Below are 23,772 nucleotides of genomic sequence, written 5' to 3' on the forward strand. Positions count from 1 at the left end.
AGCGACTCACAGTAGGGCTCCCTGCGAGCGGACACGGTCACGACTGGGACGTGTGGAGCCAGGCCGTGAGCCTGCTGCATGGCAGCCCCGCCAGTCCCGAGCTGCGCCGCGCGCTGTGGCAGGTCCTCGCCGGGATCCCCGGCGTCGAGCTGGTCGGCTACACGTCCGACAGCGTGGGGCGCGAGGCAACGGCGGTCCGTGCCGACTTCTCCGACAAGAATCTCGGCATCGAAGAACTCCTGCTCGACCCGGTCTCCGGCGCGCTGCTGGAGACTCGGCTCATGGACAACGACGGCGCCCTCATGCTGGGAACCACCGTGCTCGAGCAAGGGCCCCGCGACAGTGCCCCAGCTCCCGAGCCCCCGCTCTGCGGTCCGGGATCCGTACCCGAGAAGTCGTGCTGAGCCCGGGCACGGGTGACGTATTCACCCGGCTCGTCGGATCCGGGCTCGGAAGCAGCGACTACAAGCCGCGTGTCTCGGTATCGGCGAGGCTGTGGTTGTTCGCCGGCCGGGACAAGCTACGCACGGCGGCCGTGGCAGGAAGCGCGAAGACCAGGACGACCAACGGGCCGAACGGCAGCACCGCGCCAGCGGCCACGAGGGCCATGAGGCAGGCAGCACTGACGGCTGCGAACGTGAGACGCCATCTGCCGGCGCGGACACTGGCAACAGTGGCGAGCATGATGGCGATCAGCACGATGACCAGCGCTGCCCACGCCGTCCCGGACTCGAAGACACCACCGGACCGGTACGCCTCGAAGTCATCAACCTGGTTGCGCGCGTAGGTGAGATCCTCAAGCCGGAAGGTCTCGCGCCATGCGAGGACGTATTCGCACATCAACCACGTTCCGACCATCACAGCGACGATCACGGCACCTGTCCCCACGGCGGCCCACCGCTCCTGCTTCGCGTCCATGATCGTCCCCATCTCTCGCGGTGGACCCGAATACTCGCACGGCCGTCCCGCCCGCTGTCGTCAGGTCGTGGGATGAAACGAGGTCGACGCGGTCGGGTCGTGGGGCACGACGACGATCTGGACGTCGTCCTCGTAGATCACGCGGCCCGGGTCTTCCGACTCGACCCGGACGCATTCCACGCCGTGCGCGCTGAGGATCGCGAGGTATGGCGGCACACGTTCGAGGAGGTGGGTGGCCGTGTTCTTGAACCACGCCGTGGCGCGCGGGTGTGCGGTCTCGTCGTAGACGGAGGGGTCGGTGTCCATCGGATCGGGATACGCCGCGTTGTACCAGTCGTTCCCGGCCCGCCACGTCGCGTGTTCCTCGGGCGTCAGGCGCCCGGCACGGCCGAGGAGGTTGGTGAGCCCGAAGACGCCGGTGTGTACACCGCGCTTGCCGGGGAGTGGTGACTGGAAGCGGACGAACATGACCGCAATCTCACCATGAGCTGCGCCCCAGTGAGCTCCCGTCAGCCCTGCCGGCATGGGCCGTCTGCGTCGGGTTTTGAAACTTCCAGAACCCGATTCTGGCGCCTCAGAATCGGTCAGTTCTGAACGCCCGGGTCGGTCTGTCGGGAGTCGACAAGGAGATTCGAGCGCGCGGATCGCGCGGGCGTCACAGCATCGACCCGCCGCTGGCGTCGATCCACTGGCCCGTGACCCACCTCGCGTCCTCCGACGCGAGGAAGGCGACGATGTCAGCAACGTCGCCGGGCTGGGCTACTCGACCTAGCGGCGAGAGGGCAGCGACTTCTGCTCGCCCCTCGGCAGTCTGCAGGCGCGTGGTGTTCATGTCCGTGTCGGTCGCGCCGGGGCCGACGGCGTTGACGGTGATGCCTCGTGCACCAAGTTGCTTGGCCAGTGTCGAGGTGAGGGCGTCGACGGCGGCCTTCGACATCGTGTAGGGCAGTAGCTCGGGGTTGCGGGCGCCGTGGGTAAAGCGGGTTGAGACGTTGACGACCCGGCCGCCGTCGCGCAGTCGCGTGAGTCCTTGCTGCAGCACGAAGAACGGCGCCTTGGCGTTCACGTCGAACACCCGCTGGAAGGTCGTCTCGTCCACCTCCGTGAAGGCAGCCCGACCGCCGAGGACTCCGGCGTTGTTGACGATGATGTCGACGCCGTCGGCATGCTCGTCGAACGACGACCAGAGCCTGGCGGCATCCCCCTCGGTGCCCAGTTCGACGCCGATGGCGAAGGCCTCGCCTCCCGCCGCCTGGAGTGCGGCCACTGTCGCGGCCGCGCCCTCGGCGCTGGCGCCGTAGTGGACACCGACGCGCGCCCCGTCCCTACCCAGGCGTTCGGCGATCGCCCGCCCGATCCCGCGCCCCGCCCCGGTCACCAGCGCGGTCTTCCCCGTCAGGTCGTTCATGGTCCACCCCATTGGCTAGCGATCGGTACAGATGTGGAGGCTAGCACCGCCTGTAGCGATCGCTATATATTTGGGCCGTGATGGCGAGCACGCGAGGTAGGCCGAGGTCTTTCGACCGAGCAGCAGCGCTCGACCGGGCGGTGCTGCTCTTCTGGCAGCGCGGGTACGAGGCCACCTCGATCCGCGACCTGACCGGCGAGCTCGGCATCGGGGCCCCGAGCATGTACAACGCGTTCGGCGGGAAGCGGCAGCTCTTCTACGAGGCTCTCGACGCATACACCAATCGGTACGGTGGGTTCATCGACCAAGCCCTCGCCGAGGAACCCACCGCTCGCGAGGCGGCCGCACGCATCTTGCGCGAGGCACCAGTGCGCTACACCCAGACCGACCTTCCCGCGGGCTGCCTGGCGCTCAGCGGCGACCTCGGCACCAGCGACGGCGAGGTCATCGCCCACCTCTCCCAACGGCGCGCCAGGACGACGGAGATGCTCGCTCGGACGATCCACCGTGACGTCGACGCAGGAGAGCTACCTCCAGATACCGACCCTGAGGCACTCGCCCGCTTCACGACCAGCACGCTCACCGGACTAGCACAGGCCGCACGCGACGGCGCGAGCCGTGCCCAACTCATCCCGGTCGCCGAGGTCGCCCTCAGTGCGTGGCCAGCCCCCTTAGCCTCGTAGGTGGTTTCGAAACCTTCATATCCTGATTCTGGCGCGCCTCAGAATCGGTCGGTTCTGGTACGGCGGCAACCGGGAGACGCCACCGCCCGACCGGCGCCGCTCGAGTCTGGCCACGTCGTCTGGAGGCCGCCGCTTGACCTTGACCGAGGTCCAAGTTCGACAGTTGCGCCATGAGTGAGAGCGAAGAGCAGTTCGGCATCGGAGAGGCTGCCGCGCGTACTGGGCTCGAGCCCGACATCCTGCGGTACTTCGAACGACAGTGGGCCCTGCCCGCCCCGCGGCGTGACTCTGCCGGACGCCGCCAGTACGTCGATGCCGACGTCGAGCTGATCCGCATGCTTGTCCATCTGCGTGAGACGGGCATGCCACTGTCCGACATCGCGCAGTTCACCGGTGCTGACGGCAGGGACATCGATCTTCCGCGTCTGCGGCTGGATCTGCTCACGGCGCACCGCCGTCGCGTGGAGGATCGTCGTGAGGGCCTGGACCGAGCCCTCGAGGTCATCGGGCGCAAGATCGCGGACTACTCCGGGCGCACCGCGGGCTCGCCGAAGGTCCTTCGACGAACCGACACGACGATCGCCTATAGCGCGCACGGCGACGGGCCCCTGCTCTTCCTCGTCGGAGCGCCGGCGGGACGGGCCGGATTCGCAGGCCTCGCCGATGAGCTCGCGGGCCAGTTCACCGTCGTCTGCCACGATCCCCGCGGCATCGGAGCCAGTCCAAGGACACCGGGCATGGCCACACCCACTCCCGAAACGCTCGCCGAGGATCTTGCCGCGCTCGTCGACACGTTCACCGGCGCGCCGGCAGCGTTCGTCGGCACGAGCGGTGGGGCTGTGACCGTGCTCGAGCTGGCCACGCGGCACCCTCGGCTCGTCGGATCAGCTGTGCTGCACGAGCCGCCCCTGATCACACTGCTGGACGACGCACTCCTCGCCGATCGCGCGGCGGCGGCGTTCGCCGTCGCGCCGGCTGACCCGCAGCAAGCGGTGCAGGAGTTCTACGACCTCAGCGGGGCTGCTCATCACACGGGTCCGGGCCAGTTTCCGCCCGCGCACGTGAAGCTGCCGCCCTTGCCGCCGGACGAGCTCGACAAGAACCGCTATTTCCTCGGCCAGATGGCTGGCCCCAGTGTCTTCTACGAACCCGACATCGAGAGGCTGCGCCGAGTCCGGCTAGCCGTGTGCGCCGGGGTGGCGAGCCATCATCAGATGGCGCGCGAGGCAGCCACGGTTCTGGCCACGCTGCTGCGCCAGCCTTTGATCGACATGCCCGGCAACCACGTGGGCGCCAGCGCGGACCCTGGAGCATTTGCTCGCTCTGTCTTGCCGCTGCTCGACTTCTGAGCACCCGGAAGCTGGAGGCCTCCGGTGCGCGCCGTCCTGGCGATCGGCCTGCTCGATCTGGGCCCTCGAACACGGGGGCTGGAGAGCCGCGCGGGAACTCAGCTGCACCGCGCATCTCGGCGTGCTACGTTCCACGCTGTTCGTGTGTACCCGGTCGAGGAATGTCAGGGAGGTGAGATCGATGTCCGCGCTCAAGGTCGCCGCTGTGCGGACCGCCCGGACCGATCTCACGTCCTGTGCGACCGCCTGACCTCACCGGATCTGCCCTCGCTGGGAGCGTGAGCTCGCGAGGTGACACCCACCACGAACACCACCATGAAACGGACCTGTACCCCGTCATGAGCATTCGCAACCCATGGATCACGCGCGCCGAGACCAGCGCCGACGCCGCTGCCATCCGCGCAATCGACCTGGCCGCCTTCGAGACACCGCTGGAGGCCGACCTTGTCGGCGCTCTGCGCAGCGACGTCTCCTGGATCGACGACCTGTCGATCGTCACCACCGACCAGGAGGGCACGCTCGTCGGCCACGCACTGCTGACGCGCTGCCACATCGACGAGACTCCGGCCCTGTGCCTGGGACCCGTCGCTGTGCTTCCTGAGTACCAGGGAACCGGCGCTGGAACCGCGGCCATCCGTGCTTCGCTCAGGGCCGCCGCGGACCAGGGCGAGCGCTTCGTCACCGTCCTCGGACACCCGGCCTACTACCCGCGGTTCGGCTTCACACGAGCCTCCGTCCACGGCATCACCCTCATGATCGACGTCCCGGACGAGGCCATGATGGCGCTCGCCCTCGACCCCGAGCACCCGCTGCCCCGCGGCACCGTCCGTTACGCGGCACCGTTCCGCATCTAGCGAAGAGCCGTGCGGGAGCGCCACGCCCCCGCACGGCCCCGCTCATGGCGGCCTATCCGGTGTGTCCGGCAGCGGACCTGGGGAGCGCGAGCATCACCAGCGCGGTGACAACGTAGAGACCTGCGGAAGCAAGCAGCACGATGCCGAACGCGTCGCTGTAGCCGACCAGGGCCGGGGTGCCGTCGGGCGCCCCTGCGGCGGTGGTGAAGAAAATCGTGCCGAGGACGGCGATCCCGACCGCGCCACCGATCTGGTCGACGGTGGACAGGACCCCGCCCGCGGCACCGGCGTTACGCCCGGGAACGCCGGCGAGGACGACACTCACCAGGATGGGTGCGGCAAGGCCGAGGCCGAGGCCGCCGATGAGCAACGCCAGCGCGAGCGGCCAGTAGCTGGGGTCGCTGCCGTCCTTGATGACGAGCCAGAGCAGGAGCTGAGACACCGCGACGGTCAGGGCACCGGAGATCAGCAGGGCTCGACCGGCCCTGGCAGCGAGGGCGACACCGAGGCCAGAGGTGACGATCGACCCGATCGCGTAGGGCAGGATCACGAGCCCGGTCTCCCACGCGGTGCGGCCGGTCCCGTTCTGCAGGTACACGGAGAGGGTGAGGAAGAAGGAGCCGATGCCGCCGAAGAACAGAATGGACGCGCACAGGCCACCGGTGAACGCCCGAATCCTCAGGAGCGCCGGGTCGAGGACGGGCTCCCTCCCGTGCGCGGCCAGGTGACGCTCGTAGGTGAGGAAGATCGCCAGGACAGCGAGTCCGGCGGCGAGCATGACGCCGCTCACCCACGTCCATCCCCACGTCTCGGTCTGGATGATCGGCAACAGCAGCAGGAAGATGCCTGACGCAGCGAGCACGGCTCCCAGGAGGTCGAGCCGGGCGCTCGACGCGGACCGAGACTCTGGGAGGACCTTTGCTCCGAGGACGAGCGCCACGACGGAGACAGGAACGTTGATCCAGAAGATGGTGCGCCAGCCGAGCCCGAGCAGATCCGCGTCCACGAGCAGGCCACCCAGCAAAGGGCCCGCGACGGCCGCGAGACCCTGGACGGCCCCGTAGGCTCCGAACGCCTTGGCGCGCTCGCCGGGCGCAAACGACCCGCGGATGATGCCGAACACCTGGGGAACCATGACGCCCGCGGCGATGCCCTGGGCGGCGCGCATCCCGATGAGCATTCTCGGATCAGCGGCCAGCGCGCACGACGCGGAGGTGACCATGAACCCCGCGAGCCCGATCATGAACAGCCGCTTGCGACCGTACTGGTCGCCCAGCCGCCCGCCGGTGACGAGGCCGGTCCCAAGGGCGAGGACGTAGGCAGCGATCGTCCACTGGATCTGCGCGTCGCTGGCTCCGAGGTCCTGGGCGATGGCCGGGGCGGCGACGGAGACGATCGTGGCGTCGAGCAGGTCCATGAAGGTCCCGAACAGCACGACGAGCAGGGCGGCGCTCGCGCCCGCTCCGGCGACGAGGGTGGGCGACGACGGTGGGGCAGCCTGCCCTCGGTGAGGGCTTGTCGGTGTGGTCATACGGGCGACACTGACATCTATAGTTGCCATCGAATGGCCACTACTTAGGGATCCGCATGGCGAACACCTCCGCTCGAGCGCTGAAGCTGCTCTCGATCCTCGGCACCGGCGCCACCTTCACCGCCGGAGAACTGGCCCTGCGCCTCCAAGCATCCGTACGGACGGTTCGGCGCGACATCGACACCCTCCGAGATCTCGGCTACGAGATCGAGGCCGTACGCGGCGTCGGAGGTGGCTACCGCCTCGGCCGCGCCACACCACTTCCTCCGGTCGTGTTCGACGAAGACCAAGCGGTCGCCGCCGCGGTAGCTCTGCAGACGGTTCCCACGGTGCTGTCCGGCATCCGCGAGAACGCGACTCGAGCGCTGGCCACCTTGCACCAGGCGATGCCGGAACGCAGCCGTCTGCACGCCGCGGCGTTCACTGTCTCGGCGGCTCGGAACTACTGGGAGTTCCCGGCACCACCCATCGACGCCGAGCTCGTCCGCTCCGTCGGCACCGCGATCAGCCGACGCCACGCTTTGCGGGTCGAGTACGCCGACGACCGTGAGTCGGTCACCGTCACTCTCGAACCACATGACCTCGTGGTCTGGGCGGCACGCTGGTATCTCGTCGCCTTCGATCCCGCAGCGGACCGCTGGCGTGCCATGCGCCTCGACCGCCTCGTACCGGGCACGCCGACGCACAAGCCCTTCGAGCGGCGGGCCATCCCGCACGGCGACGCCGTGAATTTCGTGATGACCACCCACGACCGCGGCGACGTCGCAGCTGAATGGCCGTGCAGGGGCTCAGCGATCATCGCTCTACCCGCCTCGACCGTCGCGCGATTCGCTCCCGGCGGCTCCACCGTCGAGCACCTCACGGAGGACGGCTGCCGGCTCACGCTCGGAGCATGGTCGTGGTCCGGGGTCGCTGGGCTGCTGCTCACCTTCGACGCCAACATCACCGAGATCGAACCTGCTGAACTCCGCCACGCCCTGCGCGCCATCCGCAACCGGATCGACAACGGAGTCCCAGAACGGCAGTCTTCGACAGACGACGGTCGCGCGGCGCCGGATCGAGCGTCCCGGCACGCGCGGTGACGACCATCGGGCTCGCTCTGTTCGCTGGCATTGCGGCCACCGTCGCCGCCCGCCCAGCCAACGCCCCCTACCCGCCGACCAAAGCACTCGTCGCCGGGTACAGCGGTTGTGGGAGGTGACGACCGACCTGCTCGACCGGGCGGGCCGGCCCGCCCGCCGCGCCGTGACCAGGCTCGGGGTGAGCGGGGTGTCTCAGGTCGCCGGGACGTACAGGGCGAGGGCCTCGGCGACGAGGGCGGGCTTCTCGACCCCCTCGATCTCGACGGTCGCGTTGGAGGACAGTCGCACGCCCTGGCGACCGTCTCGGCCCCGGTGAGCGCGGTCGCGGCGCACACGCGGGAGCCGGCGGGCACGGGCGTGAGGAACCGCACGCGGTCCAGCCCTAGTTCATGGCCATCGCGACGCTGCCCACCTCGACCAGCGACGAGGCGAGGCGTGGGAGCAGCGACAGGGTGAGGAACCCGTGCGCGATCGTCGTGCCGAACGGTCCCGAGGCCGCGCGCTCCGGGTCGACGTGGATCCACTGGTGGTCCTCGGTGGCGTCGGCGAACGCGTCGATGCGCCCCTGGTCGATCGTGAGCCACTCGCCCGTCGCGCGCCGGCCGACGGCGTCGGCGAGCGCGGCGGGGGAGTCGACCCGGATCGGCGTGCCGGTCGTCGTGCTCATGCCTTGGCCCCTTTGCACGAGCCTGCGGTGCCTCGCTCCGGCACACCTCGTTCCTCGGCGTACCTCCGCGGGGGCTCCTCGTGCTCATGCCTTGGCCCCTTTGCACGAGCCCTGCGGTGCCTCGCTCCGGCACACCTCGTTCCTCGGCGTACCTCCGCGGGGGCTCCTCGTGCTCATGCCTTCGGCCCGCCCGCGACGTAGAGCACCTGGCCGGAGACGAACGAGGCCTCCTCGGAACAGAAGAACGAGACCGCGGCGGCGATGTCCTCGGGCTGCCCGACGCGCCCCACGGGCACGTCCTTAGCGGCGGCGGCGAGGTAGTCCTCCAGCGGCATGCCGATGCGCTCGGCGGTCGCCGCGATCATGTCGGTGGCGATGACGCCGGGGGCCACGGCGTTGGCCGTGACCCCGAACTTTCCGAGCTCGATCGCGAGGGTCTTGGTGAAGCCCTGCATGCCCGCCTTCGCGGCGGAGTAGTTCGCCTGGCCGCGGTTGCCCAGCGCGGACGTGCTGGACAGGTTGACGATGCGGCCCCAGCCGGCGGAGACCATGTGCGCCTGCACGGCCTTGGACATCACGAACGCGCCGCGCAGGTGCACGCGCAGCACGGCGTCCCAGTCGTCCGGGGACATCTTGAACAGCAGGTTGTCGCGCAGGATCCCGGCGTTGTTGACCAGGATGGTGGGGGCGCCGAGTTCCTCGGTCACCTGGGCGACGGCGGCCTCGACGGCGTCCGCGTCGGCGACGTCCACGCCGATGCCGACCGCGCGGCCGCCGCCCGCCACGATGCCGGCGGCGGTCTCGGCCGCCTGCTCGGTGCGCAGGTCGAGGACGGCGACGGCGTGCCCGTCGGCGGCCAGGCGGCGGGCGGTCGCGGCGCCGATGCCGCGGGCTCCTCCGGTGACGATCGCGGTGCGGAGCTGGGGTGTCTGCCCGGTCATGCGGGGTCCTCTCCTCGATGTGGCTGCGGGGGTGGTGCTGCAGATGTGGCTGCAGTGCCGGGTGCGGGGACGGCTCGAGGGGCGCGACGGTGCGCGGCGGGACGCCGACGATCTGCACGGGCACGACCTCCTCGTCGTTGCTGCTGGCGCCCCCAGTCTGGACCGCGAGGAGCCCAAACATTCATACCGACTGCGCGGTATGTGGCGCCGAGCGCACATGACGGGCGGCGCCCGTGCGGCCGACCTGCGCGGTTGACAGGCGTCGTCGCCCCGGCGTCTACTGAAGGTGTTCGAACGCATGTTCGAACGATGCAGGGGTGAGCCAGGCGTCGCGTGCCCGCGCGCCGTGGTGCCCGGTCTGGGTGCGTCGTGCGGTGGCGCGGCGGCACCCCGGGAGGAGGTCGAGTGACGGTCGTCGCCCCTCCGCGTACCTCGGACCCTGCTCCCGGACCTGCTCCCGGACCTGCTCCCGGACCTGCTCCCGGATCTGGACCCGGACCTGTACCTGCCCTCGACCGGGTCGCCGCCGCCCGGGCGGCGCTCCGGGCGGCGGAGCAGCGCACCGGGGGCGGGGCGCGGACGGCGGAGGCGGGCGGCGGCCGGCTGCTGCCGGTGCACCCGGACCTGTCCGCGCTCCTGCCAGGGGGCGGGCTGGCCGCGGGCACCGTGCTCGCGGTGCGGGGGTCGACGACGCTCCTGCTCGCTCTGCTGGCCGAGGCCTCGCGGTCCGGGGCGTGGGTCGCGTTCGTCGGCGCGCCCGCGGTCGGGATGCTTGCGGCCGCGGACGCCGGGATCGCGCTCGGGCGGGCCGTGCTCGTGCCCGCCCCCGGCCCGGACGCCCCGGCCGCGGTCGCCGCGCTGCTCGACGGGATGGACGTGGTGGTGGTCGGTCCGGGGGCCACCCTGGCGGGCGCCGACCGGCGCCGCCTCGCCGCGCGCACCCGGGAGCGGGGCGCGGTGCTGGTGGCGCAGGCGGCGTGGCCGGGCGCGCACGTCACCCTCGACGCGCGGGGCGGCACCTGGTCCGGCGTCGACCGCGGGGCGGGGTGGCTGCGTCGTCGGACCCTGAGCGTGCTGCGCACCGGCCGCGGCGCCGCCGCCCGGCCGGTCGAGATCGAGGTCGACGTGCCGCTGCGGGTCGAGGCCGTCGTGGGTGGCGTCCCCGCTGTCGGGGACGTCGTCGAGGATGCGAGCGAGCAGGCGGACGAGCGAGCTGATGAACGAGCCGGACGGCCGGGCGCCCGGCTGCGGGTGGCGTGATGCGGACCGCCGTGGTGTGGGTCCCCGACTGGCCGGTGGTGGCGGCGCTGGCCGTCGCGGGTCTGGACGCGCACGTCCCCGCCGCGGTGCTCGGCGCCCGGTCCGGCGGCGGGACGGGCGCGGGGCACAGCGTCGTCGCCGTCTCGGCCGTCGCCCGCGCGCAGGGGGTGCGGCGGGGGATGCGCCGCCGGCAGGCGCAGGAGCGGTGCCCCGAGGTGGCGCTGCTGCTGGCGGACGACGGCCGCGACGCGCGCGAGTTCGAGCCGGTGGCGCTGGCTGCCGAGACGGTCGTCGCGGGCCTCGAGGTCGCGCGCCCTGGCCTGCTCCTGCTGCCGGCCGACGGGGCCGCGCGCTACCACGGGTCCGAGCTCGCGCTGGCGCAGGTCCTCGTGGGGGCGGTCGCCGAGCGCACCGGGTACGAGAGCCAGGTGGGGGTGGCCGACGGCCTGCTCGCCGCGGTGCTCGCCGCCCGCGAGGACGCCGTCGTGCCCGCGGGCGCGTCGGCCGCGTTCCTCGCGGACCGGCCCGTGGGCGAGCTGGTGCACGCGACCTGCGACCCGGCGGGGGTGGCCGCCGTGCGCGAGGCGGCCGGGCTGTGGTGGCGCCTCGGCCTGCGCACCCTCGGCGACCTGGCCCGGCTGCCGTCCCCGAGCGTGCAGGCCCGGTTCGGGGACCTGGGCGCCTGGGCGCAGCGGCTGGCCCGCGGCGAGGACCTGCGCCCGCCCGCCCGGCGTCGCGTCGAGGCGGACCTCGCCGTCGCCGAGGAGCTCGACCCGCCCGCGCTGCGCGTCGACGTCGCGACCTTCGCCGCGCGCCGCCTGGCCACCGAGCTGTACGACCTGCTCGCCGCGCGCGGCCTGGCCTGTGGTCGGCTGCGCATCACCGCGCGCACGGCCGCCGGCGGGGACCTCGGCGGGGACGACCTCGGCGGGGTGGACGGCGACAGCGGCGCCGTGCTGGAGCGCGTGTGGCGTACGGACGACGGCGCGGCCGGCGGGATGAGCGCGGCGCGGATCACCGACCGGGTGCGGTGGCAGCTCGAGGGGTGGCTGACCGCGGCGTCCGCCCGGCGGGGCAGGTCGGGTGCGGTGGCGGACCCCGTCGTCGCGCCGATCGCGCACCTCGCCCTGGCTGCCGAGGACGTGGTCCCGGCCACGACGCACCAGCCGGGCCTGTGGGGCGCCGACGCGGGCGAGGGCGAGCGCGCCCGCCGCGCGCTCGGGCGGGTGCAGGGTCTGCTCGGCGGGCACGCCGTGCTCACGGTGGAGCTGCAGGGCGGCCGCGGGCCCCGTGACCGGGTGCGCCTCGTGCCCTTCGGCACGGAGGGCGCACCCGGTCGCGACCCGGGGCTGCCCTGGCCCGGGGCCCTGCCCGGCCCCGCGCCGGCGGCCCTGCCGGCCGACCCCGTGCCCGCCCGGGTGCTCGACGCCGCGGGGCGCGACGTCGTCGTGGACGCCCGGCTCGCGATGAGCGGGGAGCCCGCCGTCGTCGTGTGCGGGGGCGGTCGTGGCGACGAGGTCGGGACGCAGGACGTGGCGGGGGTGACGGGGTGGGCAGGCCCGTGGCCGCTCGCCGAGCGCTGGTGGTCCGCCGGTGGGGGCGCGCGCCGCGTCTACCTGCAGGCCGTGCTCGACGACGGCCGGGCGCTGCTGCTGGCGCAGTCGGGCGGCGCGTGGCGGGTCGAGGCGTTCTATGACTGAGACGGAGGTGCAGCGGAGGGTGGGGGCTGAGGAACGAGGCACGCGCCTGGGGCGGAGCCGCAGTCTCGGTCATCAGGAGAGCTATGACTGAGACGGAGGTGCAGCGGAGGGTGGGGGCCGAGGAACGAGGCACGCGCCTGGGGCGGAGCGGGTACGCCGAGCTGCACGCCCACTCGGCGTTCAGCTTCCTCGACGGCGCGTCGCACCCGGAGGAGCTGGCGGCGGAGGGCGCGCGGCTGGGGCTCGAGGCGCTGGCGCTGACCGACCACGACGGGCTGTACGGGGTGGTCCGCTTCGCCGAGGCGGCCCGGAAGGTGGGGCTGCCCACCGTCTTCGGCGCCGAGCTGCACCTGCCCGCGCCGCAGACGGCGGGGGCCGCGCCGGGCACCGCCGGGAGCCGGCCGGTGCTCGACCCCCCGACGGGCGTCCCCGACCCGCGGGCCACCCACCTGCTGGTCCTGGCGCGCGGCACCCAGGGCTACCGGAACCTGTCGCGGGCGATCGCTACCGCGCACCTGGACGCGGGGGTCAAGGGCAAGGCCCGGTACTCCCTCGAGGAGCTCGGCGCCGAGGCGGGCGGCGAGTGGCTCGTGCTCACCGGGTGCCGCAAGGGTGCCGTCCGGCGCGCGCTCACCGCGCCCGGGCCGGGCGGTGGGGTGGCCGCGGCCCGGCGCGAGCTCGACCTGCTGGTCGACGCCTTCGGGCGCGACAACGTGGCCGTCGAGATCACCGCGACCGGCGACCCCCGGGACGCCGACCTGCACGACGCGCTCGCCGGCCTGGCGCGCGACGCGGGCCTGCCGCTCGTGGCGACCACGGACGCGCACTACGCCCGCCCGCGCGACGCCGACCTGGCGGGGGCGCTCGCCGCCGTGCGGGCGCGGTCCTCGCTGGACGGCATGGACGGCTGGCTGCCGGGCGGCCCCACGGCGCACCTGCGCTCGGCCGCCGAGATGCGCGCGCTGCACCGGCGGCACCCGCAGGCGGTGGCGACCGCGGCGGAGCTCGCGGCCGAGTGCGCCTTCGACCTGCACCTGGTCGCCCCGAACCTGCCGCCGTACCCGGTGCCCGACGGCTACGACGAGGCCACCTGGCTGCGTGAGCTGGTGCGCCGTGGCGCGACGGACCGGTACGGGCCCCGACCAGGGCAGGGTCACGACGGGTCCGCGGGCGCCCGGGCGTGGGCGCAGATCGACCACGAGATGCAGGTCATCGAGGACCTGGGCTTCCCCGGGTACTTCCTCGTCGTCTACGACCTCGTGGAGTTCTGCCGCCGCCACGGCATCCTGTGCCAGGGCCGGGGGAGCGCCGCCAACTCGGCGGTCTGCTACGCGCTGGGCATCACCGCGGTCGACGCCGTCCGGCACGGCCTGCTGTTCGAGCGCTTCCTCGCACCCGAGCGGGACGGCCCGCCGGACATCGACATCGACATCGAGTCCGGGCGCCGCGAGGAGGTCATCCAGCACGTCTACACGAAGTTCGGGCGCACCCATGCGGCGCAGGTGGCGAACGTCATCTCCTACCGGCCGCGCTCGGCCGTGCGCGACGCCGCCCGCGCGCTCGGGTACGACGTCGGGCAGCAGGACGCCTGGAGCAAGTCCATCGAGCGCTGGGGGTCGCTGCGGGGGCCGGACCCGACCAGCCCGGCGGCCGACCGGACGGCCCGCGACGCCCGGGCGTCGGCCGGCGCGCAGCCGAGCCGGACCGTCGTGAAGGGCATGGTGAAGGGCATGGCGAAGGACGCCGAGAAGGAACGGCTGTGGGGAGGCGGGGACCGGTTCGTGGACCCGCTCGCGACGGACGCGGGCGAGACGCGCAGGGCCGACGACTCGCACGATGTCGTGCCCGGGCAGCGGCCGCGGTCGGCCGAGGAGGAGGGGCAGATCCCCGCGCCGGTGCTCGACCTGGCCGAGCGCATGCTGCGCCTGCCCCGCCACCTGGGTATCCACTCGGGCGGGATGGTGATGTGCGACCGGCCGGTGATCGAGGTCTGCCCCGTGGAGTGGGCCCGCATGGAGGGGCGCACGGTGCTGCAGTGGGACAAGGAGGACTGCGCCGACGCGGGGCTGGTGAAGTTCGACCTCCTGGGCCTGGGCATGCTCACGGCGATCCGGTACGCGTTCGAGACGGTCGCCGAGCACACGGGGGAGCGGCTCACGCTGCACGGCCTGCCCGACGACGACCCGGCGGTGTACGACCTGCTGTGCGCGGCCGACACGGTCGGGGTGTTCCAGGTGGAGTCGCGTGCGCAGATGGCGACGCTGCCACGGCTGCGCCCGCGGGAGTTCTACGACATCGTCATCGAGGTCGCGCTCATCCGCCCCGGGCCCATCCAGGGCGGGTCCGTGCACCCGTACATCGAGCGGGCGCGGGGCCGGGAGCCGGTGACCTTCCTGCACCCGCTGCTGGAGAGCTCGCTCGGCAAGACCAAGGGCGTGCCGCTGTTCCAGGAGCAGCTCATGCAGATGGCGATCGACGTCGCGGGCTTCAGCGCCAAGGAGTCCGACCAGCTCCGCCGGGCGATGGGCTCCAAGCGGTCCGTCGAGCGTATGGAGGAGCTGCGCGGGCGGCTCATGGCGGGGATGGCGGAGAACGGGATCACTCCGGACGTCGCCGAGCAGATCTACGACAAGCTCAAGGCGTTCGCAGACTTCGGCTTCCCCGAGTCGCACGCGTACTCGTTCGCCTACCTCGTGTACGCCAGCTCCTGGCTCAAGGTGCACCACCCGGCCGCGTTCTACGCGGGCCTGCTGGCCGCGCAGCCCATGGGGTTCTACTCGCCGCAGTCGCTGTCCGCCGACGCGCGCCGGCACGGCGTTCAGGTGTTGCGCCCGGACGTCAACGCCTCGCGGGCGCTCGCGGGCGTGGAGCGCACTTCGCTGGTTGAGCCTGTCGAAACCCCGCCGGTTGAGCCTGTCGAAACCCCGCCGGACGGGGGGTTCGGGCCGGAGCCGGACCCGGCGCTGGCGGTACGCCTCGGGCTGTCCGCCGTCCGGGGGATCGGGGACGAGCTCGCCGAGCAGATGGTCGCCGAGCGGGAGGACGGCCCGTTCCGGGACCTGCGGGACCTGGCCCGCCGGGTCGGGCTCAGCACCTTCCAGCTCGAGTCGCTCGCGACCGCGGGCGCGACGGAGGGGCTCGGCACGGGACGCCGGGAGGCGCTGTGGGCGGCGGGCGCCCTCGGTCAGGAGGGGCCGGGCACCCTGCCGGGTGTGTCCGTCGGGGTCGACGCCCCGACGCTGCCGGGTATGACGTCGGTCGAGGTCGACGTCGCGGACGCCTGGGCCACCGGCATCACGCCGGGCTCGGCGTCGCCGCTGGAGCACGTGCGCGAGGGCCTGGAGCGGGCGGGCGTGCTCACCGTCGCCCAGGCGTTCGCCACCGAGGCCGGCCGGCGGGTGGCGGTCGGCGGCGTCGTGACGCACCGCCAGCGCCCGGGCACGGCGGGCGGTGTGACGTTCCTGTCGCTCGAGGACGAGACGGGGCTGCTCAACGTCATCTGCACGGTGGGCCTGTGGCGACGGTTCGCCGCGGTGGCCCGCGGCGCCCCCGCGATGGTGGTCCGCGGCCGGGTGGAGAGCGCGGACGGCGCGGTCAACCTGCTCGCGGAGCACCTCGCGCCGCTGCGTCTGCCGGTGGCCACCCGATCGCGGGACTTCCGGTGAGGGGCGTCGTCACGGTGCCCGGGCCGGACGGGGAGAGGGCTCGGCGCCCGCTGCGAGGACGCCGTGAGTTCACCGTGCCGTCGCCGACACGCCGCGCCCGGTCCACGCGGCGGCCACGGGGCGGGTCGACGCTCGACGGCATGCGAACACGACAGGCGCTGAGCTCTGTGCTGCTCGCCGGGGCGCTGGTGGCGACAGGCGTCGTCCCCGCGACCGCCGCCGATGCCCCCGCCGGTGCTCGACAGGGCGCCGGCCAGGAATCTGAGCGCGGACGCGGCCAGCACGGGCAGCGGACGTTCGACCTGCAGGCACACCGGGGCGGCGTGGCGATGACGGTCGAGAACACGCTGCCCGCGTTCGCGAAGGCCCTCGAGCTCGGCGTGAGCACGCTCGAGCTGGACGTGCAGATCACCGCGGACGGGTACGCGGTCGTGACCCACGACCGCGATCTCAACCCCGCCAAGTGCGTGGACACCGGGCCCGCGTTCCCGGACGACCCCGAGTACCCGTATGTGCCCGGCACCACGTACATCAAGGACCTCACGCTCGCCCAGGTGCGCACGATCGATTGCGGGTCCCTGCGCCAGCCGCAGTTCCCGGACCAGGAGGTGCACCCCGGCGAGCGCCTCCCGCTGCTGTCGGAGGTCTTCGACCTCGTCAACGACTACCGGGCACGCCAGGTCACGCTGAACGTCGAGACCAAGGTCGAGGCGGGCGCACCGGAGCAGACCGCGCCGCGCGAGCAGTTCGTGCAGGTCGTGGCGCGGGAGGTGCGCCGCGCGCGCCTCGTGGACCAGGTGACGATCCAGAGCTTCGACTGGGGCTCGCTCATGCGAATGCGCGAGGTGGAGCCGCGGCTGCCGGTCGTGGCGCTGACCAACGGCCAGCAGTTCCTGCAGCAGAGCCAGGCCGGCGCGTCGCCCTGGCTCGGCGGCCTCGACATCGACGACTTCGACGGCTCGCTGCAGGAACGGTTCGTCGCGGCGGCGGTGTCGTTCGGCGCCGACGCCGTGTCCCCGGTGCACGGCGACCCGCAGGACGGCACCGTCGACGACCCTGGCTACGTCCCCTTCACCACGCGCCGGCTCGTGGACGCCGCCCACGACGCAGGCATGCGCGTGATCCCGTGGACGGTCGACGACCGGGCGACCCTCGAGTTCCTCATGGACCTGGGGGTCGACGGACTCATCACCGACGCCCCGGACCTGTTGCGCAGCATCATGGCCGAGCGACACCTCAAGCTGCCCAAGCCGTACCACGCGCGGCGGCACCGCGAGGCGCCGTCGCCCGCGGGCGACGTGGGCTGATCACCACGGGCCGGTCGCGGAGGGCAGCCCCCGCGCCGGGCGGTCAGTCGACGGGTGCGAGGACGCAGACGACGAACGTGCTCCGCCCGCGGCGGAGCAGGTAGCAGACCCGTTCGGTCGCGCTCTCGCCCGCGAGCTCGTCGCGGTAGCTCCATCGCACGTCCACCCACAGGAGGCCCCAGCCTGCCTCGTCGACGGCCACCACCTCGGGGACGGCCGCGACGGCCTCGCGGGCGTCGTCGGCCATGGGGCGCGACCGGTGCAGGTCCAGGACCTCCTCCGGCGAGGTCAGGACGCTCGACGCGGTCTGGCCGGCGTGCAGGGCGGGCAGGTCGAAGCGCTCGGTGAGGTCCTCCAGGTCGCCCGCGCCCAGCGCGAGCCCGAGGTCCGTGAAGAAGGTCGCCAGCGCCTCGCCGTCGTACGTGTCGGCCGGCTCGGTCCCCATCCGCCCACGGTAGCGCCGTGGCATCATCAGCGCCCATGAGCCCTCGTGGTGCGCGACGCCTCCTGCCTGCCGGTGCCGTGCTGCTGTTCCTGTCCGCGTGCGCTCCCGCGGGCCCCGCCGGCGGGGACGACGTCGCCGCGGCGGCGGCCCGATGGGGGACGGCGCCCCGGTACGTGCTGACCACGACGGCGACGGGCTTCGATCCGGTGCCGATGTCGGCCGGCGCCTACGGCACCGACGGGTTCTCGCTGATCTTCTCGGACGACACGGGCAGTACCTTCCTGCTCACCGCCACGGGCGACGCGATGAGCGCGGACGACTGCGCGACCGGCCAGGTCAGGGACACCACCGGCGGCTCGGTGGACGGTCCCGTCATGTGCACGGTGGAAGGGGAGCTGTTCCACCGGACGTCCGGGGAGGCGGAGGAGTTCGTCGTCGTGCGCGACGGGGTCGAGCTGCGGGTCTCGGGGCCCGCGGTCGACCGGGCCTCCCTCCGGGAGGCCGCGGAGCACGTCCGCGTCCCGACCGACGACGAGCTGGCGGAGCTGGTGTCCGAGGCACCCACGACGCAGGAGCCGGTCGAGCGCGGCGACCTGCCGCCGGGGGACGGCGCCCCCGACAACAGCGTGGGCCTGGGTGGCTGAGGGCACACCGTCAGGTCGGTGCACGGGCACACCCCGAGCTTCGTCGACGGGTGACGGGCGCCGCGGCCGCTACCAGGCCTGCGCGAAGACGTCGGCGAACAGCTCGTCGGGGTCGACGTCGAGTCCTCGAGCGGTGAACCACGTGCAGACGTTGCGGCAGTCGCGGTGCAGCAGGTCCGCGCCGAACGGGTTCGCCACGAGGTCCACGACCTGGGGCAGGTCGATGATCACGAGGCGTCCCCCGTTGTCGGCGTTGTCGGCGCCGTCGACGAGGATGTTGTACGGCGACAGGTCGCCGTGGGCCCACCCGAGGCGGGAGATCACCCCCATCCCGCGGCGCAGCTGGTCGAACCACTCCGCCAGCAGGTCCGGCGCGGGCCGGGTGCGGGCGAGCCGGGGCGCCGCCTCGTAGGTGCCGTCGTCCGTCTCCCCGCCGACGAACTCCATGAGAAGCTCCGTGCCGTCGATCTGCACGGGGTAGGGGACCGGTGCACCGGCGTCCCAGAGCCTCGACAGCGCCAGGAACTCGGCGTCGGCCCACTGGGTGGCGGCCACGGCCTTGCCCCACGACGACTTGCGGTCCTCGATGGCGCGCTGGTCGCGGGTGCGCCGCACGCGGCGCCCGTCGGTGTACTCGCCGTCGCGGTGGAACTGCCGGTGGTCGCGGCTGCGGTACCGCTTGGCGGCGAGCAGGCTGTGGCGTGTCGGGTCGTCGGGCACGGCGCGCTCGAGGAGGAAGACGTCCGCCTCCTTGCCGGTCTTGAGGATGCCGAGCTCGGTGTCGAACGCCGCGTCGGCGGTGACGACCCAGTCGGGCCGCGGATCGGGGCCGCGCTGGCCCTTGGTCACGGACGTCCAGGTGGACCACCGCTGGTCGGGGCCGGGCTCTGCCGGGAGGACACCGTCGGCCGGCAGGGCGGCGGCGAAGGGGAGAGGGGGAAGGTCGTCGATCTGTTCGTTCCGGGGGTGGTGCTGGTGCACGCGAGGCTCCTGCTCAGGCAGAGGAGCTCGCTTCGCGGCCCCTCAGGATCGGGTGGTGACCGCCCGCCGGAGAGTCTCCGGGTGGGCGCACGTGACGACGTCGTCCATCGTTCTGCCCTCCTTCGCTGCGGGCCCGCGCCGATCGCGTGCCGCCAGCCGAGAGCATGCCAGCGGGTCCTCGCGTGGGTCCAGGTCTTTTCGGTTCGGCCTTTTCTTCGCGTTCGGCCTTCTTCCCGCTCGTCCCGCTCCGTATCGTGCGGGGATGGGATTCGTGCCGGTCGTCGACGACGACGAGGGGGTCGCCGTCCGCACCAGCAGGCGGCTGAGCACCACGACCACCCTCGTCCTCGGACGGCACGGGGAAGCCGGGCCGGGCGCCCTCCTCGTGGACCCGGCGTGGGAGGCGGACGAGCTCGCGGCGATCGCCGCCGAGGTGCGGGCCCGCGGCGCGCGGGTGGTCGCGGGGTTCGCGACCCACGCCCACCACGACCACCTGCTGTGGCACCCGGACCTCGGGCTCGACGTGCCGCGCTGGGCGACCCCGCGGGCCGCCGGGGTGGCGGCGTCGGCGCGCGCCCGGCTACGCGCCGAGGCCCGCGCGGACGCGCGGTGCTACGGCGGCACGCCCTCTCCGCCGGAGGTGCTCGACCTGATCGGGCGCGTCGCGCCTGTGCCGCCGGGCGACCGGGGCGTCCCCGACCCGGAGGGTGTGCTGCCACCCACCGAGATCGTGACGCACGAGGGCCACGCCCCCGGGCACGGGGCGGTGTGGCTGCCGCGCAGCCGCGTGCTCGTCGCGGGGGACATGCTCAGCGACGTCGAGCTCCCGCTGCCGTGCGACGAGATCACCGGGCCCGGCATCGGGGTCAGGGGTGCCGCGGCGCGCGACGTCGCGACCTACCTCGAGGGGCTCGAGCGGCTCGCGCCGTACGTCGCGCGCTGCGCCGCCCTCGTGCCCGGCCACGGGGCACCGACGACGGATCCCGGCGCCCGGCTCGACGCCGACCGGCGCTACCTCGACGCGGTGCTGGCGGGCCGGCGCCACGACGACGCACGGCTCGCGCGCCCCGACATGGCCGCCGAGGACCGCCGGCTCCGCGACGCCGTCCGGGGCTGACGGGTCACGAACCGAGGGTGGTCGCCCAGGCCGTCGCCTGCTCCCAGACCGGCTGGGTGTCGTAGCCCATCTGCGCGAGGGCCGCCCAGACCACGCCGACGACGGCGTAGAGGCTGACCGGGGTCATGACCAGCCACTCGCGCCACGACCCGGCGTCGCCCAGGATCGGCAGCGAGAGGTTGCCGCCGTCGCGCCACACGTCGTCGAACGGCAGCACCCGGAAGCGGCGCACCCAGTACGGGGAGCGGAACTTCAGCGGCCACAGGAGGGGGACGCCGGCCGTGGTGAGCATGTCGCCGATCACGTGCACGGCGCAGCCGAGCGCCACGCAGAACGGCATCCAGTTCCACTCCTCGGGCGCGAAGACGGCCACGCAGGCGGCGAGGAACAGCGACAGCGTCCAGTTCCACCAGCGGCGCCCGCCGGTGACCTTCCACGCGCGCAGCGCGAACGCGATGAGGAGCACCGCCAGGATGCCCGGGCCGACGAGCACCTCGCCGAAGGCCTCCGTGCGGATCGAGACCATGCCCATCACCCAGGCGATCGCGGTGAAGACGGCGATGCCGAGGATCGAGTGGGTGCCGTTGCGGTGCCCGCCGGAGACGGCCGCGACGATCTTGGCCACGCCCTCGGAGACGGGCGGCAGCGAGTGCGCGATGGTCCCGTTGTGGTGGTCGGCGTCGGGCAGCAGGGCCGCCCCCGCGCACACGAGGGCGCCCGTCATCACCCCGACGTCGGAGACCGGGTGCCAGCCGAACGCGAACGGGGCCGTGGACGTGACCGCGACCCAGGCCGCCGCTCCCGACGCGGCGTGGTGCCCACCCATCATGACCTGCGGCGCTCCTGTTCTCGGCGTGCCCGACGACTCGTCCAGTTCCTCACCCTTGACCGGTTGGTCCTCGGGCCGAGGAGGACGCTACACGCCGCCGCCGACGCGCCGGGCGAGCGTTCCGGCGACGTCGGGAGGGGCGGTGCGGGCGGGCCGAGGATTGCGAGAGCCCGGCCTGCCCGTGCTATGTTTTTCCCCGCACCGAGACGGCGTTACGACGCTGTCGAGGTCCACTCGTCCGGGTGGCGGAATGGCAGACGCGCTAGCTTGAGGTGCTAGTGCCCTTTATCGGGCGTGGGGGTTCAAGTCCCCCTCCGGACACTCGTTGAGACAGCGACGACGAAGGCCTCCCGGTCCACAACGGGGGGCCTTCGTCGTTCCGCGACGGAGCGTCCGTGGCCGGGTGTGGCACCGTACATCACGGCTGCCGTCGGCGCGATCGCTTCGAGACGCACGGTCGCTTCCAACTCCCACTTCCACCTCCCGATGACCGGTCCTGTCGACCCTGCGACGGCGCGGAGCGCAAGGGCTTGACGGTGGCGTAGGCCGGTCCCCGGGCGGGGTCTCGGGGCCCGTCCTACCGTGGATGCACGCCCGTCAGGACGGACTCGTTCCTCGGCCCTGCCCCGTCTGCTCTCCGCCTGACCGCACCGGAGAGCGACTCCGCGCCACGATCGCCCTGCTCGAGGAGGAGTGTCCATGAGCACGCAGCCGAACGGGTCGAGCGGAACCGGCGCGGCATCGGCGGCAGCACCGCCGAGCGGGGCCAAGGACCACCGGTGGGCGGGGCTGGTCGTCCTGGCGACCGCGCTGTCGATGATCGTGCTGGACGGGACGATCGTGGGCGTCGCGCTCCCCACGATCATCCGGGAGCTGCGCCTGGACCTGAACGACGGCCAATGGGTCAACGCGTCCTACTCGGTCGTGTTCGCGGCCCTGCTGCTGTCCGCGGGTCGCCTGGGCGACCGGCTGGGCCGCCGCAACCTGCTCCTCGTGGGCGTCGTGGTCTTCCTGGGCGGCAGCATCCTCGCCTCGCAGGCCGACGGCGCCGGGACCCTGATCACGGCGCGCCTGGTCCAGGGGATCGGCGGTGCACTCGTCCTCCCGGCGACCCTGTCGACCGTCAACGCGACGTTCCGCGGCAAGGAACGGGCGATCGCGTTCGGCGTCTGGGGCGCGGTGATCTCGGGCATGGCCGCGGTCGGGCCGCTCCTGGGTGGCTGGCTCACCACGTCGTTCACCTGGCCGTGGATCTTCCTCGTCAACATCCCGATCGGTGTGGCGGTCATCATCGGGGCACTCCTCGTGGTCCCCGAGACCCGCGCGCACATCACGGTGCCGGGGCTCGACGGTCTCGGCCTCCTGACGAGCGCGCTCGGGTTCGGCGCGGTCGTCTTCGCGCTCATCGAGGGGCAGTCGCTCGGCTGGTGGGCGCCCGAGGCCGAGCTCAAGGTCTTCGGCCTTGTCTGGGGGACGGGCGCCCCGATCTCGCCCGTGCCGGTCATCGGCGCGATCGGCGTGCTGTTCATCGTCGCGTTCGTGCTCTGGGAGCGGCACCGCGCGCGGATCGCCCGCTCCGCCCTGCTCGACCTCTCGCTCTTCCACATCGCGACGTTCCGCTGGGGCAACCTCACCGCGATGCTCGTCGCGATCGGCGAGTTCGGCCTGATCTTCGTGCTCCCGCTCTACCTCGTGAACATCCTGGGCCTGACCACCATGGGCGCGGGCCTGGTGCTCGCGACCATGGCCGCGGGCGCGTTCTTCTCGGGGGCCATGGCCCGGCATCTCGCCGCCGCGATCGGCTCGCCACGCACGATCGTCCTGGGCCTCGTGCTCGAGGTCGTCGGCGTGCTCGCGGTGGCCCTGGTCGTGACGCCGACCGTGTCGTCCTTGCTCGTCGCGGCCCTTCTCGTGATCTACGGACTGGGGCTGGGCCTCGCGTCCGCGCAGCTCACGGGCACGACCCTCGTCGACGTCCCGGCCCAGGAGTCCGGCCAGGCGTCCGCGGCGCAGTCCACGGCCCGCCAGCTCGGCTCGGCGCTCGGCACCGCATTCATCGGGGCGGCGCTCGCGATCGGCCTGTCGACCACGGTCCCGCCCGCCCTGGAGACGGTCGACGACGTCCCGCCCGCCGTCGCGACCCAGATGGCCGACGCGACGCAGCAGTCGGCGGGCGGCACCATCCCGGAGCTGCGCGCCGAGGGCACCCGGAGCCAGCTCGGCGAGAAGACGCCCGAGGTCGTCGACGCACTCTCCGACGGGTTCAGCGACGGCACCCGGGTCTCCCTGTTCGTCGCCGCGGGATTCCTGCTGCTGGGCCTGCTGTGCTCGCTGCGGGTCGTCGCGGCGGCGCGACGCGAGGAGCCCGAGCGGGGTGCGACGTCGTGACCG

The 23,772-nt window shown here is 73.0% G+C and carries 22 protein-coding genes and 1 tRNA gene; 14 read left to right on the forward strand and 9 right to left on the reverse strand.

All coding sequences use genetic code 11. The features are described from left to right. Nucleotides 1-404: hypothetical protein (locus tag AC1C2V_RS08390; RefSeq protein ID WP_495389145.1), on the forward strand; the 404-nt coding region annotated here is incomplete at its 5' end. A gap of 58 nt (nucleotides 405-462) precedes the next feature. On the opposite strand, the gene AC1C2V_RS08395 is transcribed toward AC1C2V_RS08390, so the two are convergent. The 3 genes from AC1C2V_RS08395 to AC1C2V_RS08405 all read right to left on the reverse strand — a co-directional run bounded on the left by AC1C2V_RS08395 (nucleotide 463) and on the right by AC1C2V_RS08405 (nucleotide 2,326). Next, nucleotides 463-918: a hypothetical protein gene (locus AC1C2V_RS08395; protein ID WP_495389146.1), complete on the reverse strand. Its 456-nt coding sequence runs from the start codon at nucleotides 916-918 to the stop codon at nucleotides 463-465. A gap of 60 nt (nucleotides 919-978) precedes the next feature. Then, nucleotides 979-1,386, reverse strand: coding sequence for a hypothetical protein (locus AC1C2V_RS08400; protein WP_495389147.1), 408 nt, complete (start codon nucleotides 1,384-1,386; stop codon nucleotides 979-981). 187 nt (nucleotides 1,387-1,573) lie between these two features. Continuing rightward, nucleotides 1,574-2,326, reverse strand: a complete 753-nt coding sequence (locus AC1C2V_RS08405; protein ID WP_495389148.1) for an SDR family oxidoreductase — start codon at nucleotides 2,324-2,326, stop codon at nucleotides 1,574-1,576. 80 nt (nucleotides 2,327-2,406) lie between these two features. Here AC1C2V_RS08405 and AC1C2V_RS08410 point away from each other — a divergent pair, with 80 nt between their 5' ends. The 3 genes from AC1C2V_RS08410 (at nucleotide 2,407) to AC1C2V_RS08420 (ending at nucleotide 5,212) form a co-directional block, all read left to right on the forward strand. After that, a complete protein-coding gene (locus tag AC1C2V_RS08410; RefSeq protein WP_495389488.1) occupies nucleotides 2,407-3,009 on the forward strand; it encodes a TetR/AcrR family transcriptional regulator in 603 nt (200 codons plus the stop codon). 170 nt (nucleotides 3,010-3,179) lie between these two features. Next, on the forward strand, nucleotides 3,180-4,358 hold the full coding sequence (locus AC1C2V_RS08415) for an alpha/beta fold hydrolase (protein ID WP_495389149.1): 1,179 nt from the start codon (nucleotides 3,180-3,182) through the stop codon (nucleotides 4,356-4,358). Between the two features lie 338 nt (nucleotides 4,359-4,696). Continuing rightward, entirely contained in the window at nucleotides 4,697-5,212 is a 516-nt protein-coding gene (locus tag AC1C2V_RS08420) for a GNAT family N-acetyltransferase (protein WP_495389150.1), read from the forward strand. Between the two features lie 52 nt (nucleotides 5,213-5,264). Here the strand turns inward: AC1C2V_RS08420 and AC1C2V_RS08425 are convergent, their stop codons facing one another. Next, nucleotides 5,265-6,743, reverse strand: coding sequence for an MFS transporter (locus tag AC1C2V_RS08425; RefSeq protein ID WP_495389151.1), 1,479 nt, complete (start codon nucleotides 6,741-6,743; stop codon nucleotides 5,265-5,267). Nucleotides 6,744-6,799: 56 nt separating this feature from the next. On the opposite strand from AC1C2V_RS08425, the gene AC1C2V_RS08430 reads away from it, so the two are divergent. Beyond that, entirely contained in the window at nucleotides 6,800-7,825 is a 1,026-nt protein-coding gene (locus AC1C2V_RS08430) for a helix-turn-helix transcriptional regulator (RefSeq protein WP_495389152.1), read from the forward strand. Nucleotides 7,826-8,207: 382 nt separating this feature from the next. Here AC1C2V_RS08430 and AC1C2V_RS08435 read toward each other — a convergent pair whose 3' ends face one another. Both AC1C2V_RS08435 and fabG read right to left on the reverse strand, forming a co-directional pair. Continuing rightward, entirely contained in the window at nucleotides 8,208-8,492 is a 285-nt protein-coding gene (locus AC1C2V_RS08435; protein ID WP_495389153.1) for a MaoC/PaaZ C-terminal domain-containing protein, read from the reverse strand. A 173-nt stretch (nucleotides 8,493-8,665) separates the two neighbouring features. Next, on the reverse strand, nucleotides 8,666-9,433 hold the full coding sequence (fabG, locus tag AC1C2V_RS08440; RefSeq protein WP_495389154.1) for a 3-oxoacyl-ACP reductase FabG: 768 nt from the start codon (nucleotides 9,431-9,433) through the stop codon (nucleotides 8,666-8,668). Between the two features lie 31 nt (nucleotides 9,434-9,464). Between fabG and AC1C2V_RS08445 the strand changes: the two genes are divergently transcribed. The 5 genes from AC1C2V_RS08445 to AC1C2V_RS08465 all read left to right on the forward strand — a co-directional run bounded on the left by AC1C2V_RS08445 (nucleotide 9,465) and on the right by AC1C2V_RS08465 (nucleotide 17,365). Then, nucleotides 9,465-9,689 (forward strand): hypothetical protein, encoded by a 225-nt coding sequence (locus tag AC1C2V_RS08445; protein ID WP_495389155.1) that lies wholly within the window; start codon nucleotides 9,465-9,467, stop codon nucleotides 9,687-9,689. 149 nt (nucleotides 9,690-9,838) lie between these two features. Further along, nucleotides 9,839-10,693, forward strand: coding sequence for a DnaE2-dependent mutagenesis accessory factor ImuA' (gene imuA', locus AC1C2V_RS08450; protein ID WP_495389156.1), 855 nt, complete (start codon nucleotides 9,839-9,841; stop codon nucleotides 10,691-10,693). Next, the gene (locus tag AC1C2V_RS08455; protein ID WP_495389157.1) at nucleotides 10,693-12,393 is read left to right on the forward strand and encodes a Y-family DNA polymerase; all 1,701 of its coding nucleotides are present in this window, start codon (nucleotides 10,693-10,695) and stop codon (nucleotides 12,391-12,393) included. The genes imuA' and AC1C2V_RS08455 overlap by 1 nt, the downstream gene beginning before the upstream one ends. An 83-nt stretch (nucleotides 12,394-12,476) precedes the next feature. Then, entirely contained in the window at nucleotides 12,477-16,058 is a 3,582-nt protein-coding gene (locus AC1C2V_RS08460; RefSeq protein WP_495389158.1) for an error-prone DNA polymerase, read from the forward strand. Between the two features lie 140 nt (nucleotides 16,059-16,198). After that, on the forward strand, nucleotides 16,199-17,365 hold the full coding sequence (locus AC1C2V_RS08465; protein ID WP_495389159.1) for a glycerophosphodiester phosphodiesterase family protein: 1,167 nt from the start codon (nucleotides 16,199-16,201) through the stop codon (nucleotides 17,363-17,365). A 43-nt stretch (nucleotides 17,366-17,408) separates the two neighbouring features. On the opposite strand, the gene AC1C2V_RS08470 is transcribed toward AC1C2V_RS08465, so the two are convergent. Then, the gene (locus tag AC1C2V_RS08470; RefSeq protein WP_495389160.1) at nucleotides 17,409-17,810 is read right to left on the reverse strand and encodes a DUF6841 family protein; all 402 of its coding nucleotides are present in this window, start codon (nucleotides 17,808-17,810) and stop codon (nucleotides 17,409-17,411) included. A gap of 35 nt (nucleotides 17,811-17,845) precedes the next feature. Between AC1C2V_RS08470 and AC1C2V_RS08475 the strand changes: the two genes are divergently transcribed. Beyond that, the gene (locus AC1C2V_RS08475) at nucleotides 17,846-18,454 is read left to right on the forward strand and encodes a hypothetical protein (RefSeq protein ID WP_495389161.1); all 609 of its coding nucleotides are present in this window, start codon (nucleotides 17,846-17,848) and stop codon (nucleotides 18,452-18,454) included. A gap of 69 nt (nucleotides 18,455-18,523) precedes the next feature. On the opposite strand, the gene AC1C2V_RS08480 is transcribed toward AC1C2V_RS08475, so the two are convergent. Continuing rightward, nucleotides 18,524-19,369 (reverse strand): serine protein kinase RIO, encoded by an 846-nt coding sequence (locus tag AC1C2V_RS08480; RefSeq protein WP_495389489.1) that lies wholly within the window; start codon nucleotides 19,367-19,369, stop codon nucleotides 18,524-18,526. A gap of 328 nt (nucleotides 19,370-19,697) precedes the next feature. Here AC1C2V_RS08480 and AC1C2V_RS08485 point away from each other — a divergent pair, with 328 nt between their 5' ends. Next, nucleotides 19,698-20,552, forward strand: coding sequence for an MBL fold metallo-hydrolase (locus AC1C2V_RS08485; RefSeq protein ID WP_495389162.1), 855 nt, complete (start codon nucleotides 19,698-19,700; stop codon nucleotides 20,550-20,552). Nucleotides 20,553-20,556: 4 nt separating this feature from the next. Here AC1C2V_RS08485 and AC1C2V_RS08490 read toward each other — a convergent pair whose 3' ends face one another. Then, complete coding sequence (locus AC1C2V_RS08490; RefSeq protein WP_495389163.1) at nucleotides 20,557-21,381, reverse strand: metal-dependent hydrolase; 825 nt, start codon at nucleotides 21,379-21,381, stop codon at nucleotides 20,557-20,559. A 236-nt stretch (nucleotides 21,382-21,617) separates the two neighbouring features. On the opposite strand from AC1C2V_RS08490, the gene AC1C2V_RS08495 reads away from it, so the two are divergent. Both AC1C2V_RS08495 and AC1C2V_RS08500 read left to right on the forward strand, forming a co-directional pair. Beyond that, nucleotides 21,618-21,702, forward strand: a tRNA-Leu gene (locus tag AC1C2V_RS08495). A gap of 378 nt (nucleotides 21,703-22,080) precedes the next feature. Next, nucleotides 22,081-23,769: a DHA2 family efflux MFS transporter permease subunit gene (locus AC1C2V_RS08500; protein ID WP_495389164.1), complete on the forward strand. Its 1,689-nt coding sequence runs from the start codon at nucleotides 22,081-22,083 to the stop codon at nucleotides 23,767-23,769. Nucleotides 23,770-23,772: the final 3 nt, after the last annotated feature.

Source organism: Isoptericola sp. Y541 (assembly GCF_059445465.1).

Excerpts from the sequence above, each read along its gene's own strand:
- AC1C2V_RS08500 (WP_495389164.1), top strand. The coding sequence starts at position 22,081 with ATGAGCACGCAGCCGAACGGGTCGAGCGGAACCGGCGCGGCATCGGCG.
- AC1C2V_RS08430 (WP_495389152.1), top strand. The coding sequence starts at position 6,800 with ATGGCGAACACCTCCGCTCGAGCGCTGAAGCTGCTCTCGATCCTCGGC.
- AC1C2V_RS08465 (WP_495389159.1), top strand. The coding sequence starts at position 16,199 with ATGCGAACACGACAGGCGCTGAGCTCTGTGCTGCTCGCCGGGGCGCTG.
- AC1C2V_RS08405 (WP_495389148.1), bottom strand. The coding sequence starts at position 2,326 with ATGAACGACCTGACGGGGAAGACCGCGCTGGTGACCGGGGCGGGGCGC.
- AC1C2V_RS08490 (WP_495389163.1), bottom strand. The coding sequence starts at position 21,381 with ATGATGGGTGGGCACCACGCCGCGTCGGGAGCGGCGGCCTGGGTCGCG.
- AC1C2V_RS08485 (WP_495389162.1), top strand. The coding sequence starts at position 19,698 with ATGGGATTCGTGCCGGTCGTCGACGACGACGAGGGGGTCGCCGTCCGC.
- AC1C2V_RS08435 (WP_495389153.1), bottom strand. The coding sequence starts at position 8,492 with ATGAGCACGACGACCGGCACGCCGATCCGGGTCGACTCCCCCGCCGCG.
- AC1C2V_RS08475 (WP_495389161.1), top strand. The coding sequence starts at position 17,846 with ATGAGCCCTCGTGGTGCGCGACGCCTCCTGCCTGCCGGTGCCGTGCTG.
- AC1C2V_RS08415 (WP_495389149.1), top strand. The coding sequence starts at position 3,180 with ATGAGTGAGAGCGAAGAGCAGTTCGGCATCGGAGAGGCTGCCGCGCGT.
- fabG (WP_495389154.1), bottom strand. The coding sequence starts at position 9,433 with ATGACCGGGCAGACACCCCAGCTCCGCACCGCGATCGTCACCGGAGGA.
- AC1C2V_RS08460 (WP_495389158.1), top strand. The coding sequence starts at position 12,477 with ATGACTGAGACGGAGGTGCAGCGGAGGGTGGGGGCCGAGGAACGAGGC.
- AC1C2V_RS08400 (WP_495389147.1), bottom strand. The coding sequence starts at position 1,386 with ATGTTCGTCCGCTTCCAGTCACCACTCCCCGGCAAGCGCGGTGTACAC.
- AC1C2V_RS08395 (WP_495389146.1), bottom strand. The coding sequence starts at position 918 with ATGGACGCGAAGCAGGAGCGGTGGGCCGCCGTGGGGACAGGTGCCGTG.
- AC1C2V_RS08470 (WP_495389160.1), bottom strand. The coding sequence starts at position 17,810 with ATGGGGACCGAGCCGGCCGACACGTACGACGGCGAGGCGCTGGCGACC.
- AC1C2V_RS08425 (WP_495389151.1), bottom strand. The coding sequence starts at position 6,743 with ATGACCACACCGACAAGCCCTCACCGAGGGCAGGCTGCCCCACCGTCG.
- AC1C2V_RS08410 (WP_495389488.1), top strand. The coding sequence starts at position 2,407 with ATGGCGAGCACGCGAGGTAGGCCGAGGTCTTTCGACCGAGCAGCAGCG.
- AC1C2V_RS08455 (WP_495389157.1), top strand. The coding sequence starts at position 10,693 with ATGCGGACCGCCGTGGTGTGGGTCCCCGACTGGCCGGTGGTGGCGGCG.
- AC1C2V_RS08420 (WP_495389150.1), top strand. The coding sequence starts at position 4,697 with ATGAGCATTCGCAACCCATGGATCACGCGCGCCGAGACCAGCGCCGAC.